At 73.6% G+C, this 13,667-nt stretch carries 14 protein-coding genes; 5 read left to right on the plus strand and 9 right to left on the minus strand.

From position 1 onward, the window contains the following. Window positions 1-27: 27 nt before the first annotated feature. Together AB0N81_RS15680 and AB0N81_RS15685 are read right to left on the minus strand one after the other, a co-directional pair. Window positions 28-1,320 carry an ABC transporter substrate-binding protein gene (locus AB0N81_RS15680; RefSeq protein WP_365358371.1) on the minus strand — a complete coding sequence of 431 codons (1,293 nt, stop codon included), beginning with the start codon at window positions 1,318-1,320 and terminating at the stop codon, window positions 28-30. Beyond that, a complete protein-coding gene (locus tag AB0N81_RS15685) occupies window positions 1,295-1,861 on the minus strand; it encodes a hypothetical protein (protein WP_365358373.1) in 567 nt (188 codons plus the stop codon). Before AB0N81_RS15685 ends, AB0N81_RS15680 begins: the two co-directional genes overlap by 26 nt. Before the next feature lie 147 nt (window positions 1,862-2,008). Between AB0N81_RS15685 and AB0N81_RS15690 the strand changes: the two genes are divergently transcribed. The 3 genes from AB0N81_RS15690 to AB0N81_RS15700 are packed head-to-tail and all read left to right on the plus strand — an operon-like array spanning window position 2,009 to window position 5,960. After that, the gene (locus tag AB0N81_RS15690; protein WP_365358375.1) at window positions 2,009-2,569 is read left to right on the plus strand and encodes a hypothetical protein; all 561 of its coding nucleotides are present in this window, start codon (window positions 2,009-2,011) and stop codon (window positions 2,567-2,569) included. A 4-nt stretch (window positions 2,570-2,573) separates the two neighbouring features. Further along, the gene (locus AB0N81_RS15695; RefSeq protein WP_365358377.1) at window positions 2,574-5,279 is read left to right on the plus strand and encodes an ATP-binding cassette domain-containing protein; all 2,706 of its coding nucleotides are present in this window, start codon (window positions 2,574-2,576) and stop codon (window positions 5,277-5,279) included. Next, window positions 5,280-5,960, plus strand: coding sequence for an ATP-binding cassette domain-containing protein (locus tag AB0N81_RS15700; protein WP_365358379.1), 681 nt, complete (start codon window positions 5,280-5,282; stop codon window positions 5,958-5,960). It begins immediately after the preceding gene. On the opposite strand, the gene AB0N81_RS15705 is transcribed toward AB0N81_RS15700, so the two are convergent. Together AB0N81_RS15705 and AB0N81_RS15710 are read right to left on the minus strand one after the other, a co-directional pair. Beyond that, a complete protein-coding gene (locus tag AB0N81_RS15705; protein ID WP_365358381.1) occupies window positions 5,926-6,528 on the minus strand; it encodes a transglycosylase family protein in 603 nt (200 codons plus the stop codon). The genes AB0N81_RS15700 and AB0N81_RS15705 overlap by 35 nt on opposite strands. An 83-nt stretch (window positions 6,529-6,611) precedes the next feature. Continuing rightward, window positions 6,612-7,232: a transglycosylase family protein gene (locus tag AB0N81_RS15710; protein ID WP_365358383.1), complete on the minus strand. Its 621-nt coding sequence runs from the start codon at window positions 7,230-7,232 to the stop codon at window positions 6,612-6,614. Window positions 7,233-7,758: 526 nt separating this feature from the next. Here AB0N81_RS15710 and AB0N81_RS15715 point away from each other — a divergent pair. Both AB0N81_RS15715 and AB0N81_RS15720 read left to right on the plus strand, forming a co-directional pair. Next, window positions 7,759-8,553, plus strand: coding sequence for a hypothetical protein (locus AB0N81_RS15715; protein ID WP_365358385.1), 795 nt, complete (start codon window positions 7,759-7,761; stop codon window positions 8,551-8,553). A 189-nt stretch (window positions 8,554-8,742) separates the two neighbouring features. Then, window positions 8,743-9,048, plus strand: a complete 306-nt coding sequence (locus tag AB0N81_RS15720) for a hypothetical protein (protein ID WP_365358387.1) — start codon at window positions 8,743-8,745, stop codon at window positions 9,046-9,048. 87 nt (window positions 9,049-9,135) lie between these two features. On the opposite strand, the gene der is transcribed toward AB0N81_RS15720, so the two are convergent. The 5 genes from der to aroH form a co-directional block, all read right to left on the minus strand. After that, the gene (gene der, locus AB0N81_RS15725; protein ID WP_365358389.1) at window positions 9,136-10,614 is read right to left on the minus strand and encodes a ribosome biogenesis GTPase Der; all 1,479 of its coding nucleotides are present in this window, start codon (window positions 10,612-10,614) and stop codon (window positions 9,136-9,138) included. Between the two features lie 81 nt (window positions 10,615-10,695). After that, complete coding sequence (locus AB0N81_RS15730) at window positions 10,696-11,283, minus strand: lysophospholipid acyltransferase family protein (protein WP_365358444.1); 588 nt, start codon at window positions 11,281-11,283, stop codon at window positions 10,696-10,698. Window positions 11,284-11,384: 101 nt separating this feature from the next. Then, window positions 11,385-12,080, minus strand: coding sequence for a (d)CMP kinase (gene cmk / locus AB0N81_RS15735; RefSeq protein WP_365358391.1), 696 nt, complete (start codon window positions 12,078-12,080; stop codon window positions 11,385-11,387). A 126-nt stretch (window positions 12,081-12,206) separates the two neighbouring features. Then, complete coding sequence (locus tag AB0N81_RS15740; RefSeq protein WP_365358393.1) at window positions 12,207-13,292, minus strand: prephenate dehydrogenase; 1,086 nt, start codon at window positions 13,290-13,292, stop codon at window positions 12,207-12,209. After that, on the minus strand, window positions 13,289-13,651 hold the full coding sequence (aroH, locus tag AB0N81_RS15745; protein ID WP_365358395.1) for a chorismate mutase: 363 nt from the start codon (window positions 13,649-13,651) through the stop codon (window positions 13,289-13,291). The genes AB0N81_RS15740 and aroH overlap by 4 nt, the downstream gene beginning before the upstream one ends. Between the last annotated feature and the right edge of the window lie 16 nt (window positions 13,652-13,667).

Here is a 13,667-nt window from a genome sequence, read left to right on the forward strand (position 1 = left end):
ATGGGAACCTTTCTGCGGTTTCACGCATCAAGGCTGGTAGGAGAGCTGGGGCACTTCGAAGCAGTTCCGGTTCATGTCGCCGCCCTGCGTGATCCAACCCTTCCCGTCCCGCCAACGGGCCACCGACACACACGTCCTGCGCGTCGCGGGCGGCCGCGTCCGCTGCTCGAACCGCACGGGCACCAGCAGCCCCCGCGCCGAGTACGGCTCGTTCCTGCCCATGAAACGGTCCACGCACGCGCGCGTGACGTCGCCGCCCCCGTCCAGGCAGGACCGCGCGGCGTCGGTGAACCACATGGCGGCGGCCCAGCCCTCCAGCTGCCACTGCGAGAGCGCCCTGCCCTTCATGGCCGCGCGGAACTCCCGCACGGCCGGGTGGCCGGTGTCCTCGTAATTCCTGCTCGACCCGGTGGCCCACAGGGCGTTGCGGCAGCGGGGCGCGTCCTTGTAGTCGTCGCCGACGGTCGAGGTCCAGTTCTGCACGTTGGTGACCTTGGCGGTGACCTTCACACCGACTTTGTCCATCGCCTCGCACAGCTGGGCGTTGCCGTGCGTGTCCATCGCGTCGAAGACGAGGTCGGCGCCCTGCTCCTTCAGATCGGCCGCGGCGGCACGGAAGTTGGGGAGCGCGAAGTCGACCTGTTCGGTGACCACCTTGTAGCCCTCGGCCTCCAGGCCCCGGGTGACGAGCCGCGCGTACGCGGCGGAGGCGGCCTGGTTGTAGGAGACCACGGCTGCGGTCCTCGCGCCCTGCTCCCGTTTGAAGTAGCGGTAGACCTCGGTCCCGCCGTACAGCTTGCCGTCCCAGCCCGGTTTCCCCTCGCGCGGGGCGAGGCTGCCGTAGATCCCGTACAGGTGCGGATACGTCTCGTAGGCGGGCCCGATGGGCTGTCCCCCGACGTCGGGCACGCGCGCGCGGGAGACCCGGGCCGCGCCCGCGTAGTCCAGGGAGGACGTGGCGACGAGCGCGACGACCTGCTGCTCCTCGACGAGCTTGTGCACGCACTCGTTGTTGCCGACGCCGCTGCCGCCGTCGTCACAGGTGCGCACCTCGACCTCGCGTCCCGCGATGCCGCCCCGTGCGTTCAGCCGGTCGAAATAGGCCTTGGCGCCGTCGCGCGGCCCGGTGAACGCGGCGCCGCCGACGGGACTGGTCGCGCTGGTGATGATGCCGACCCTGACCGGAGCTCCCCCGGCGGGGGCGGGCACGGTGCCGCGCCGCTCGAAGTCGCTCTCGGGCAGCCGGCTCCCGCAGGCCGCGCCCGCGATGAGGACCGCGACGGCGAGCAGCGCCTCAGCAGCCCGGACCGGGCGACGCATTGCCGCTCAGCTTCACCAGGGCGCAGAGGGTCTTGACGGACACCTTCCAGGTGCCGTCCTCGTCGACGGCCGTCCCGGAGGCGTCGGGCAGCGCGGTGGCCCCCTTCAGGGTCAGCGCGTACGTCACGTCCGCCTCGTCCGCCGAGGTGAACTCGACCTCGCCGACCTCCGCCGCGACCTGCTCGCCCCGCTCGTCGCCGCCGAAGCTCTTCAGCACGGCGCGCATCTCGGGGCCGTTCTCCAGGACGGTCTCCTTCTCCTTCAGCGACACCTTCGGGTCGAAGAACTTCTCCCAGTTCTCGCGGACTTCCTTCTCCTCGGCGGCCGGATCGGCGGGCGCGGACGCGCTCTCCTCGGGGGCGTCGGCCGTCTTCTCCACGGACGGCTCGGGCGGCTTGCCGCCGTCCCCGCCTCCGCTGTCGTCGCCGCAGGCCACGGCGGCCGGTCCGATCAGCAGGACCGCGGCGGCCGCCAGCGCCGCGCCCCGCACCCTTCCCCGCCCGTGGTACGTCCCCCGCCTTGGGCTGCTCCCGAGAACCATCTGGCTCACCACCGGGTGTCGGTCCGGGCCGTGCGGGCCCGGAGCTTTCAGGGTCGGCTTCCAGAAGGCATAGTGCAATCCATCGGCTGACATGGACAGCCCATCGACGTCACCGATGTGACCGACGACGTGTCCCAGGGGGCTCCGATGCGGGCGGCTCAGACAGTTCGGACGGCCGGTGCGTCAGGCCGGGACCGCTCGCGTGCCGTGCACCCCCTGCTGTGGGCGGCCTTCGCGGCGCTCTCCGCCGGCGCGGTGCTCTGCGTGATCGGCTGGTACGGAGTCTCCGGAGAACGGTTCGCCGAACGGCAGTTGCCCTACCTGGCCTCCTGCACGGTGCCCGGTGCGGCGCTGATCGTCGCGGGCGCCGTGCTGCTCGCCCACGGCAGGAGCGCCCTGGCGGCGGCGCGCGTCGAGGAGTTGTACGGACTCCTGGTGGCGACGGAAACCGCGACCGCCACGGAACGGCCCCGGCCCCCCGTGGCGACCGGGGACGCGCTCCTCATGGTCCCCGGCGGAACCCTCCGGCACCGCGCGGACTGCCCGCTGGTCGCGGGTAAGGCGACGGTCCCGGCGGACACCACGGCCCCGGTGGACGCCACGGCCCCGGCGGCGGACGCCCTGGCCCCCTGCCCGGTCTGCGAACCCGAGCGCCCCCCGGAGCCGGACGGCCCGCCCGCCGCCCCCGAACCGGCCCCGGAGCACTGACCCGGTGTCGTCCCTGAGCTACGACCTCACACTGGCCGGGCTCTCGGTCGGCTCCGCCGCCGCCCTCACCGGCACCGGCCTGATCGTCACCTACCGCGCCACCGGCGTCCTCAACTTCGCGCACGGCGCGATCGCCATGCTCTGCGCCTACGTCCTGCGCCAGCTGACGGCCGAATGGCACTGGCCGCTCCCCCTCGCCGCGGCGCTCACGCTGCTTGTCGTCGCCCCCGGCATCGGCCTGCTCCTCGCCCGCGCGGTCTTCCGCCCGCCGGCTACAGGACCCGCGGACCCGGCACAGACCCTCGTCGCCTCGATCGGCGTCTTCGTGCTGCTCGTCGGCGGAGCGGCCCTTCTGTGGGGGCCCGGCGCCCGCGACGACGCACCCGTGCTCCTCCCCGCCGAGCCCTGGGCCCAGTTGGGCGCGGCCGTCGCGCTCGCCGCGGCCGTGGGCGCGCTCACCCGCTGGACCCGCTTCGGCGGCGAACTGCGCGCGGTCGTCGACAACCGCGGCCTCGCCGTGCTCTCCGGCATCGACGCGGACCGGGTGGCCGCGGCGGGCTGGGCCTTCGGCTCCTTCACGGCGGGCCTCACCGGTGTCCTGCTCGCCCCCTACGTACGTCTCGACCCGTACGGCATGCCGCTGCTCGTCATGGAAGTGGTGGCGGTGGCCGTGGCGGCAGGCATGCGCAGCCTGCCCGTCGCCGTGGCGGTCGCCCTCGGCCTGGGCGTCGCGCAGAGCCAGCTGACCCGCCTGCACCCCGGGGGCCCGCAGGAGCAGCTCCTCCAGACGGCGGGCGCCAACCTCTTCGTGATCGCCCTGCTCGTCGCGGCCCTGATCCTGCCCGGCATCGGCTCCCGGGACGCCCTCCCCCGCACGGCGACGGCCCGCGTGCCCACACCCCCGGGTGCCTGGATCGTGGCGGCGGTCCTCTTCCTCATCCCCCTGGGCTTCGCGGGCAGCGACCTCACGACGTCGGTCCAGGTCCCGGCGCTGGCGGTGATCCTCCTCTCGCTCGTGATCGTCACGGGCAGAGGGGGCCAGATCTCCCTGGGGCAGGCGGCGTACGCGGGCCTGGGCGCCCTCTTCACGGCTCTCCTCGCCGCGGGCCGCTTCCCCGGCCTCCCCGGACTCCCGCACCTGGCCGCCCTGGCCGCGGCGGTACTCCTCGTCGCGCCCCTGGGCCTGCTCACCGGCTGGCCCGCCATCAGCAGACACGGCCTGGCACTGGCCCTCGCGACCTTCGCGGTCGGCGTGGGCGTCAGCCGCTTCGTCTTCAATCAGCCGTACGCGACGTCGGGCCTGACCCTGGACCGCCCCGCGGGCTTCACCGGTGACCGCGCGTACTACGTCCTCGAACTCGGCCTGCTCGCGGGGGCGTTGCTCCTGGTCGTCGCGTTGCGCCGGGGCCGCGCGGGCCGGGCGCTCGCCGCCATGCGGGACCACGAGGCGGGCGCGGCGGCCGCCGGGATACCGGTCCCCGCGCTGAAACTCGCCACGTTCGTCACGGGGGCGGCGCTCGCCGCGCTCGGCGGCGGCATGCTCGCCCTGGGCCACCGGGCGTTCGACGCGGGCGCGTACGACCCGGTCCGCGGACTCCTCTGGTTCGCCGCGGTCATGGTCCTGGGGTCGGACAGCGTCCTCGGGGCCCTGACCGCGGCGGCGCTCCTGGTCGGCCTCGACGCGGGGACGCGGGGCGGTGTCGCGGCCGCGGTGATCGGCCTCCTCGCGGTCCTCATCTGCCGCTGCCCGGGCGGCCCGTACGAGGCGCTGCGCGCCGCCACCCACCGCCTCCGCCGCACCCCGCGCCTCACCCCGGCGGGCGAAAGGGCACGCGAGGCCCTGGCGGGCGCCGGAAGCCCCACCGCCCCACAGCCACAGCCGCCACAGCCGCCACAGCCGCCACAGCAACAGCAACAGCAACAACGAGCCCACGCCGCCAGAGCCGGGGCAGAAGGGCCGGACCACGGGGACGGCGAGCGGGCGGACAAGCCCACGCCCCCGCGCCTCACCCGGACGGCCCGCGCGGGCGCCCACCCCCCGCTCACCGCCCACCACCTGACCCTCGCCTACGACGGCTTCAAGGCCCTGGACGACGTCAGTCTCACCGTCCCCCCGGGCCGCGTCACCGCGATCGTGGGCCCCAACGGCGCGGGCAAGAGCACCCTCTTCCACTGCCTGGCCGGCACCCTGCGCCCCGCGTCGGGCCGCATCACCCTCGGCCCCCGGGACATCACCGCGCTCCCCGCCCACACCCGAACCCGCACCGGCGTGGCCCGCACCTTCCAGCAACTGGCGGTCTTCCCGTCACTGACGATCGCGGAGAACGTCCAGGTGGGCGCCGACCGGACCCCCGGACAGCACCCCCGGGCCACCACCCGGGCCCTGCGCCTCCTGGACCTCACCGCCCTCCGCGCCCACCCGGCGTCCGGCCTCTCCACCGGCACCCTCAGACGCGCCGAACTCGCGAGAGCCCTGGCGGGCGACCCGCACACCCTCCTCCTGGACGAGCCGGCCGCGGGCCTGGACGAGTCCGAGGTGGCGGCGCTCGCCACCCTGCTGCGCGCCCTCGCCGCCGACGGCATGGCACTCCTCGTGGTCGAGCACGACCTCGACCTCGTGGCGGGCCTCGCCGACACCGTGCACGTGATGGCGGCGGGCCGCATCGTGACCACGGGGCCCGCGGGCCAGGCCCTGGAGGAGGGCCGCTGAATGCGCGGCATCGAACTGCGCGACGCCCGCGTCCACTACGGCCCCCTCGAAGCCCTGCACGGCGTCACCCTGGCCGCCCCCGCCGCCGCCCTCACCGTCCTTCTGGGCCGCAACGGCGCCGGCCGCACCACGGCCCTGCGCGCCCTGGCCGGCACGGTCGCCCTCTCCTCGGGCGCGGTCGTCCGCGACGGACGGGACATCACCCGTCGGCCCGCCCACGAACGGGCCGCGAAGGGCGTGTGCTTCGTACCGGACCACCTGGCGGTGTTCGCGTCCCTCACCGTCGCAGAGAACCTCGGCCTCTCGTACCCGGCCGGGGACTTCTCCCGCGCGCTGGACGCCTACCCCGAGCTGCGCCCGCTGCTGCCCCGCCGCGCCGGCACCCTCTCCGGGGGCGAGCAGCGCATGCTGGCCCTGACCCGCGCACTGCTGCCGTCCGCGGAGGTGGTTCTCGTGGACGAGCCGACGCAAGGCATGTCGCCCGCCGTGGCTGCACGGACCTACGCGCTTCTGGACGGCCTGGACGCGTGCGTGGTCCTGGCGGAACAGCGTCTGCCGCCCGCCCTGCGCGACGGCGCGAGGCGGACGGCGGTCGTGCACGAACTGCGCCGGGGCGCGGTCGTGTTCAGCGGGGAGGCGGGAGAGCTCAGGCCCGCCCGGACGCGGCGCGTCCCGGAATGACGAGGCGGGTGCCCACACCGAGCAGGTCGGGATTGCTCCCGACGGCGCCGCGGTTGGCCTCGTACAGGGCCTTCCAGCCCCCTTTCACTTGGTGGAGGCGGGTGATCGAGCTCAGCGTCTCGCCCGCCACCACCAGGTGGACGCGCCGGTCGAACCGCTGGATGCGCAGCTTCTTGGAGCAGGCGGGCCAGGCGTTCCACCCCTGGATGCGCAACACCTTCTCCGCGACCTTGATCTGCTCCTGCTTGGTGGCGAGATCGGCGCGCGGCGCGTACTTGAGGCCGCCGTACTCCTCCCAGGTGGCCTGCCGGAACTGCAGCCCTCCGTAGAAGCCGTTGCCCGTGTTGGTATGCCATCGGCCATTGCTCTCACACTCGGCGAGACAGGCCCAGGCCCCCTTGGTCCCGGAAGTCCCGGAAGTCCCGGAACAGTCGTACGCCGTGGATGCCGCGGCCCGCTGGGACGGAGGAGCCGCGGACGCGGCGGCCGACGGCAGTGTCACCGCCGCCAGAACCGCGCCGACGACCAGGGACACGGACCGGACACGCTTGGTCAGCTTCGGGTGCATCGGGTCACGCTAGGCAGCTCCGCGACGGGCCCATGGCGTGCCGCGCCGCCGCGGAGCCGACCCCACCCGGTCGGACTATCAGGTCAGACGCTCAGCCGCTGACCCGGCACGATCACGTCCGGGTCACCGCCGATGACCTGCCGGTTGGCGGCGTACAGCCGCTGCCAGTCGGTGCCGTGCCGGGCCGCGATGCGGCTGAGGGTGTCGCCCTGCTGGACGGTGTAGTTCCCGGAGGCGCCGCGCGAGGCCCCCCGGTCGGACCGGTCCTGGGCCTTGCCGGGCCGCTGCTGCACGGCCTCGGGCACCGGCTTCGCGGCCTTCGGCACCGGTGCCGCGGCGGACGGCGCGCTGCCGTACGCGCCCGCCCGTGCCGAACAGGTGGGCCACGCGCCCCAACCCTGGGCGCGCTGGACCTTGGTGGCGACGGCGATCTGCTGCGCCTTCGACGCCTTGTCGGCGGTCGGCGCATAGGCCCCGCCACCGTACGCACGCCACGTACCGGCGGAGAACTGCAGCCCGCCGTAGTAGCCGTTGCCCGTGTTGATCTGCCAGTTTCCGCCGCTCTCGCACCGTGCGATGCGGTCCCACACTCCGCTGTCGGCCGCGCCGGCCTCGCCGGTCGCGGCGAGCAGGCCCAGTGGGGCCAGGAGTGCGGCCCCTCCGATCACTGCCCTGGTACGCGTGCGCTTGGGACATGCGGACATGTATTTCCCTCTCGGAGGACCCGGGCTCCCCCTGGCGGTACGGGCCCCTCGCGCATCCGGCGTCCGGGGTCCGGTCGGCCCCGTCCGCCGGTGTCGTGCTCGGACTGGCTGATGCGACCGGCGGACGTACCCGAGCGGTGCTCGCTGCACACGACGGTGGAATCTAGGAGCCCTCCCGCCCCGCCACCAAACAAGTCCTTGTCATTCCAGGCCAGTTGGGCGTTACTCCCGGTATCGTCGAGTTCCGGCCACCCACTTCATTGGCTGATATCAGGATTTGTCGACCACTCGCCATGCCGATCTGTGACTCAGCTCACCGCCCCAACTTCCGTGCCCCCGGCACCTGTTGGCGTGGAGTGACGGATCTCGCCGCCCGCCTCACCCTCCGCTGCGGGTGGTTCGATTCCGTTCGCCTTCGCGCGTGACTTGCGCCACTGATCCACCGTTGTCTTCTTATGAGCCGGACACTCTCCGGCTCACCACACCTTCCCCATGCACCCCAGATGACGATCCCGAGGAGCCACCCGTGCCGCGCATGCTCGACCTCAGCGACGACGTACGCGCCGAGATCGGCGACGAAGAAGCCGACCGGCTGCTCGCCGGAGACAACACCCCGGGCAGTTACGACTGCACGTCCTGCCGCACCCCGGGCGACGCCGAACAGGAGCGCACCAGCACGGTCCTGTTCGTCGGCGAGGAGACGGCCGTACTCGCCTTCGCCCACTCCAGCTGCCTGCCCTCCCAGATCGTCACGGTCTCCGAGGAGCAGCTTCAGGGTGCCGTGCGTTCGATCACCGGCGACGACGGCGAAGCGGCGCCCGACGCGACGGCCGAAGCGGCGCCGAGCCAGGCCGTCCTCGGCGTGACCAGCGGCCTCGTCCTGATCGAGGGCGAGCTGCGCCCCGCGCTCGTGGTGGAGCCGACCGGCCCCATCGCCCGCCCCGGCGCGGCGCCGGGCGGCAGCGACGACTTCCTGCCCCTCCTGATGGAGCAGGGCTTCGCACCGGCCACCTCGCTCGACTCCGTACCGCCGGTGCTGCCCGGCTGGTCGGTGCTGCTCGCCATGGGCCAGCTGCACGCCATCCTGCAGCCCGGCACGGGCGGCGGCTCCCCCGTCGCCTGGTGGCAGGCGCACCATCCGCTCCAGGTCACCGAGGACTGGCGGACCGCGGCCAACAAGACGCAGAGCGTGCTGCTCTTCGCGGGGCCCGTCGGCTCCATCGGCCGACAGCCGCGGGAGGACATGCTGCGGTCGGCCCTGGACAAGGCGGCGACCCACGGCCGGCTCGTCGCGGCCACCATGCCGCTCGCCGGAACCTGATCCTGAGCCTGAGCCCGCAGAAGTCTCCGGAGGGCCGCCCCGATCCCCGAAAGTGCCGGTCACACCGCTGCCGGACCGGGGAAAGCGGCGCGGCCCCCGCATCCGTAGGGCGACGGTTTCGTTGGCACAGACGTGCACCCATACGACCCCTCCCCCCACCGGCCGGCGTACCAGAGCCACATCCCGTCCATGCGCACCGCGCCGGACGCGGCGGGCAGCCACTCGGCCACACCCATCTACGACACGCTGTACTCGGAGTACCTCAGGTCCTTCAGGGCCCTGCCGGGCGACCGGTCCGGCGAGGAGGATCTGGGGTTCACCGCCTTCGGCTCCGGGCCGTACGGCTTCCAGCACCGCGGCGACGGACGGCACGAAGCGCGCCACACCTCCTACGGCCAGTTCCACATGGCCCGCTACGGCCAGCACGAGCACTACGCCACGGCCCACCACCAGTTCCCCGCGGCCCTGCCGCCCGGCCCGCGCCGCGAGCACTGAGCGCCGGCCCGGACAGCCGAATGCCCGGCCTCCCCACGACGGGGAGCCGGGCATTCGGCGTACGTACGGACGGGCCGGCGGGCCGCGTTACTTCTTGCGGCCGCGCTTCTCGCGCACCCGCACCGAGATGTGGATCGGCGTCCCCTCGAAGCCGAACTCCTCGCGCAGGCGGCGCTCCAGGAAGCGGCGGTAGCCCGCCTCGATGAAGCCGGAGGCGAAGAAGACGAACCGCGGCGGCTTGGTGCCCGCCTGCGTGCCGAAGAGGATGCGGGGCTGCTTGCCGCCGCGGACGGGGTGCGGGTGCGAGGCGACGATCTCACCGAGGAACGCGTTCAGACGCCCGGTCGGCACGCGCGTCTCCCAGCCCTCCAGGGCCGCCTCGATCGCGGGGACCAGCTTCTCCATGTGGCGGCCCGTGCGCGCCGACACGTTCACCCGGGGCGCCCAGGCGACCTGGCCGAGCTCGGTCTCGATCTCCCGCTCCAGGTAGTAGCGGCGCTCCTCGTCGAGGGTGTCCCACTTGTTGTAGGCGACGACGATCGCGCGGCCCGCCTCGACGGCCATCGTCACGATGCGCTGGTCCTGGACCGAGATGGTGTCGGCGGCGTCGATGAGGATCACCGCGACCTCCGCCTTCTCGACGGCGGCCGCCGTGCGCAGCGAGGCGTAGTAGTCGGCGCCCTGCTGGAGGTGGACGCGCTTGCGGATGCCCGCCGTGTCGACGAACTTCCAGGTGATGCCGCCGAGTTCGATGAGCTCGTCGACCGGGTCACGGGTGGTGCCCGCCAGCTCGTTGACGACCACGCGGTCCTCGTCCGCCACCTTGTTGAGCAGCGAGGACTTGCCGACGTTCGGACGGCCGATGAGCGCGATGCGGCGCGGGCCGCCGATGGCCGCGCCGAAGGTCTGCTCCGGCGCCTCGGGCAGCGCCTCCAGGACGGCGTCCAGCATGTCGCCGGTGCCGCGGCCGTGCAGCGCGGAGACGGGGTGCGGCTCACCGAGGCCGAGGGCCCACAGGGCGGTGGCGTCGGCCTCGCCGGACGGGCCGTCGACCTTGTTGGCGCAGAGCACGACGGGCTTGCCGGCCTTGCGCAGCAGGCGCACGACCGCCTCGTCGGTGTCGGTGGCGCCGACCGTGGCGTCGACGACGAAGACCACGGCGTCCGCGGCCTCGATCGCGTACTCCGCCTGGGCGGCGACGGACGCGTCGATGCCGAGCACGTCCTGCTCCCAGCCGCCGGTGTCGACGAGCTTGAAGCGGCGGCCCGCCCACTCGGCCTCATAGGTGACGCGGTCGCGGGTCACGCCGGGGCGGTCCTCCACGACGGCCTCACGGCGGCCGATGATGCGGTTCACCAGTGTCGACTTGCCGACATTGGGGCGGCCGATGACGGCGAGGACGGGAAGCGGGCCGTGGCCCGCCTCCTCGATGGCGCCCTCGACGTCCTCGACGTCGAAGCCCTCCTCGGCGGCGAGCTCCATGAACTGTGCGTACTCGGCGTCGCCGAGCGCCCCGTGGTCGTGCTCGGCGAAGCCGTCGCCCTCGGGCTGGATCTGGTCGTTCATGAAGTCCGTACCTCGTCGTTCATCGTGGTGATCGGTGCACCGTCCTGCCTGTCGGGCCGGGGCACTACTGATAAGTCTCGCTCAGCGCCCGGTCAGGCGCCTGGCGTTTTCCAGGTGGGCGGTGAGCCGCTCCTGGATGCGCACGGTCGCCTCGTCCAGCGCCTTGCGCGTGCGCCGCCCGCTTCCGTCGCCCGCGTCGAAGGGGTCGCCGAAGACGACATCGACGCGGCTGCGCAGCGGCGGCAGCTGCTTTATCAACCGTCCCGGCCTCTCGGTGCTTCCCAGCACCGCGACCGGCACGATCGGGGCGCCGGCCCGCACCGCGAAGTACGCGAGGCCCGCCCGCAGCTCCGCGAAGTCGCCGTCGCCCCGGGTGCCCTCGGGGAAGATCCCGAGGACGCCGCCCTGTCCGAGCACGCCCAGGGCGCGGGTGATGGCCGTGCGGTCGGCGACCGAGCGGTCCACCTTCAGCTGGCCGATGCCGTGCAGGAAGGAGCCGAGCGGCCCGATGAACGCTTCCTTCTTGATCAGGAAGTGCGTGGGCCGGGGCGCGACGCCCATGACCATCGGGCCGTCGACGTTGTGCGAGTGGTTGACGGCCAGGATGACGGGGCCGCTCACGGGCACCCGCCAGGCGCCGAGCACGCGCGGCTTCCAGAGGCCGTACATGAGGCCGACGCCGATCCGGCGGCCGACCTCGGCGCCCCGCTCGGAGGCGCCCCGCTCGGAGGCACCCCGCCCGGAAGCCTCCCGCGCGGAGGGAGCCTCGCTCACTTCGCGGCCCGCTTCTCCTCGACAAGGGTGACCACGCACTCGATGACCTGCTGCAGCGTGAGCTCGGTGGTGTCGACCTCGACGGCGTCGTCGGCCTTGGCCAGCGGGGACGTCTTGCGGCTGGAGTCGGCCGCGTCCCGCTTGATCAGGGCCTCCTGGGTCGCCTTGACGTCGGCGCCCTTCAGCTCGCCGGAGCGGCGGGCGGCGCGCGCCTCGGGCGACGCGGTGAGGAAGATCTTCAGGTCGGCGTCGGGCAGCACGGTCGTACCGATGTCACGGCCCTCGACGACGATGCCCTTCTCCGCCAACACCGCGATGGAGCGCTGCAGCTCCGTGATGCGGGTGCGCACCTCGGGGACGGCGCTGACCGCGCTGACCTTGGAGGTGACGTCGGTGGTGCGGATCGGGCCCGCCACGTCCGTGCCGTCGACCGTGATGGTCGGGGCGGCCGGGTCGGTGCCGGAGACGATCTCGGGCTTGCCCGCGACGGCGGCGATCGCCGTCGGGTCGGTGAGATCGATGCCGTGGTGGACCATCCACCATGTGATGGCCCGGTACTGGGCGCCGGTGTCCAGGTAGCTGAGACCGAGCTGGGCGGCGACGGCCTTCGAGGTGCTCGACTTGCCCGTGCCGGACGGTCCGTCGATGGCGACGATCACGGCTGCCGGGGCGGCGGTTTCGGCTGTTTCCACGGGAAGGTGGGCACCTTTCGCTTTACGCGGGCCAGGGAAGCGGGGCGCGAACACGCCCCGCACAAGGTTACTGGCTCGCACACCCTGCCCCGACAGCCCCCGCGGAGATCGCCCGGGGCCCGGCCTTCACTGCCTGATCGACCAGCCCTGCTCCCGCAGCGCCGCGCTCAGCACGGGCGCCGACGCCGGCTCGACCATCAGCTGGATCAGACCCGCCTGCTGCCCGGTCGCGTGCTCGATGCGGACGTCCTCGATGTTGACCCCCGCCCGGCCCGCGTCGGCGAAGATCCGGGCCAGCTGTCCCGCCTTGTCGTCGATGAGCACCGCGACGACCTCGTACGCCGCCGGGGCCGCCCCGTGCTTGCCGGGCACCCGGGTCCGGCCCGCGTTGCCGCGCCGCAGCATGCTCTCCACGCCGGCCGCGCCCTCGGACCGCTTCGCCTCGTCGACGGACTGCAGGGACCGCAGCGCCGTCACCGTCTCCGCCAGGTCGGAGGCGACGTCGGCGAGCAGATCGGCGACCGGGCCCGGGTTGGCGGAGAGGATGTCGATCCACATCCGCGGGTCGGACGCGGCGATCCGCGTGACGTCGCGGATGCCCTGCCCGCACAGCCGGACCGCCGTCTCCTCGGCGTTCTCCAGGCGGGCCGCGACCATGCTGGAGACCAGGTGCGGCATGTGCGAGACGAGGGCGACGGCGCGGTCGTGGGCGTCGGCCTCCATGACGACCGGCACGGCGCGGCAGAGGGCGACGAGCTCCAGGGCGAGGTTGAGCACCTCGGTGTCGGTGTCCCGGGTGGGGGTCAGCACCCAGGGCCGGCCCTCGAAGAGGTCGGCGGTGGCGGCGAGCGGGCCGCTGCGCTCGCGCCCCGACATCGGGTGCGTGCCGATGTACGGGGTCAGGTCGAGGCCGAGGGCCTCCAGCTCGCGGCGCGGGCCGCCCTTGACGCTCGCCACGTCGAGGTAGCCGCGCGCGACGCCGCGCCGCATGACGTCGGCCAAGGTGGCGGCGACGTGCGCGGGCGGCACGGCCACGACGCAGAGGTCGACGGGGCCCTCGGGCGCCTCGTCCGTGCCGGCGCCGAGCGCGACCGCGGTGCGGGCCTGCTCCGGGTCGTGGTCGGCGAGGTGGACGGCGACGCCGCGGGAGGCGAGGGCCAGGGCCGCGGACGTGCCGATCAGGCCGGTGCCGATGACGAGGGCGGTTCTCACTGGGCGATGTCCTTGCGGAGTGCGGCCGCGGCGCCGAGGTACACGTGGGTGATCTCGGAGCGGGGCCGGTCGGTGTCGATGTGTGCGAGGACGCGGACGACGCGGGGCATGGCGCCCTCGACGTCCAGCTCCTGGGCGCAGAGCAGCGGTACGTCGGCGAGGCCGAGGCCGCGGGCGGCGGCAGCGGGGAAGTCGGAGTGCAGATCGGGCGTGGCCGTGAACCAGATGCTGATCAGGTCCTCGGCTGTCAGCCCGTTCCGCTCCAGGACGGCGGTGAGCAGCGCGCCGACCTGCTCGCCCATGTGTCCGGGCTCGTCCCTCTCCAGCTGGACGGCGCCCCGGACCGCTCGTACCGCCACGTCACTGCCCCTTGTC

The sequence above is a fragment of the Streptomyces sp. NPDC093510 genome (assembly GCF_040683555.1).
Taxonomy (GTDB): Bacteria; Actinomycetota; Actinomycetes; order Streptomycetales; family Streptomycetaceae; genus Streptomyces.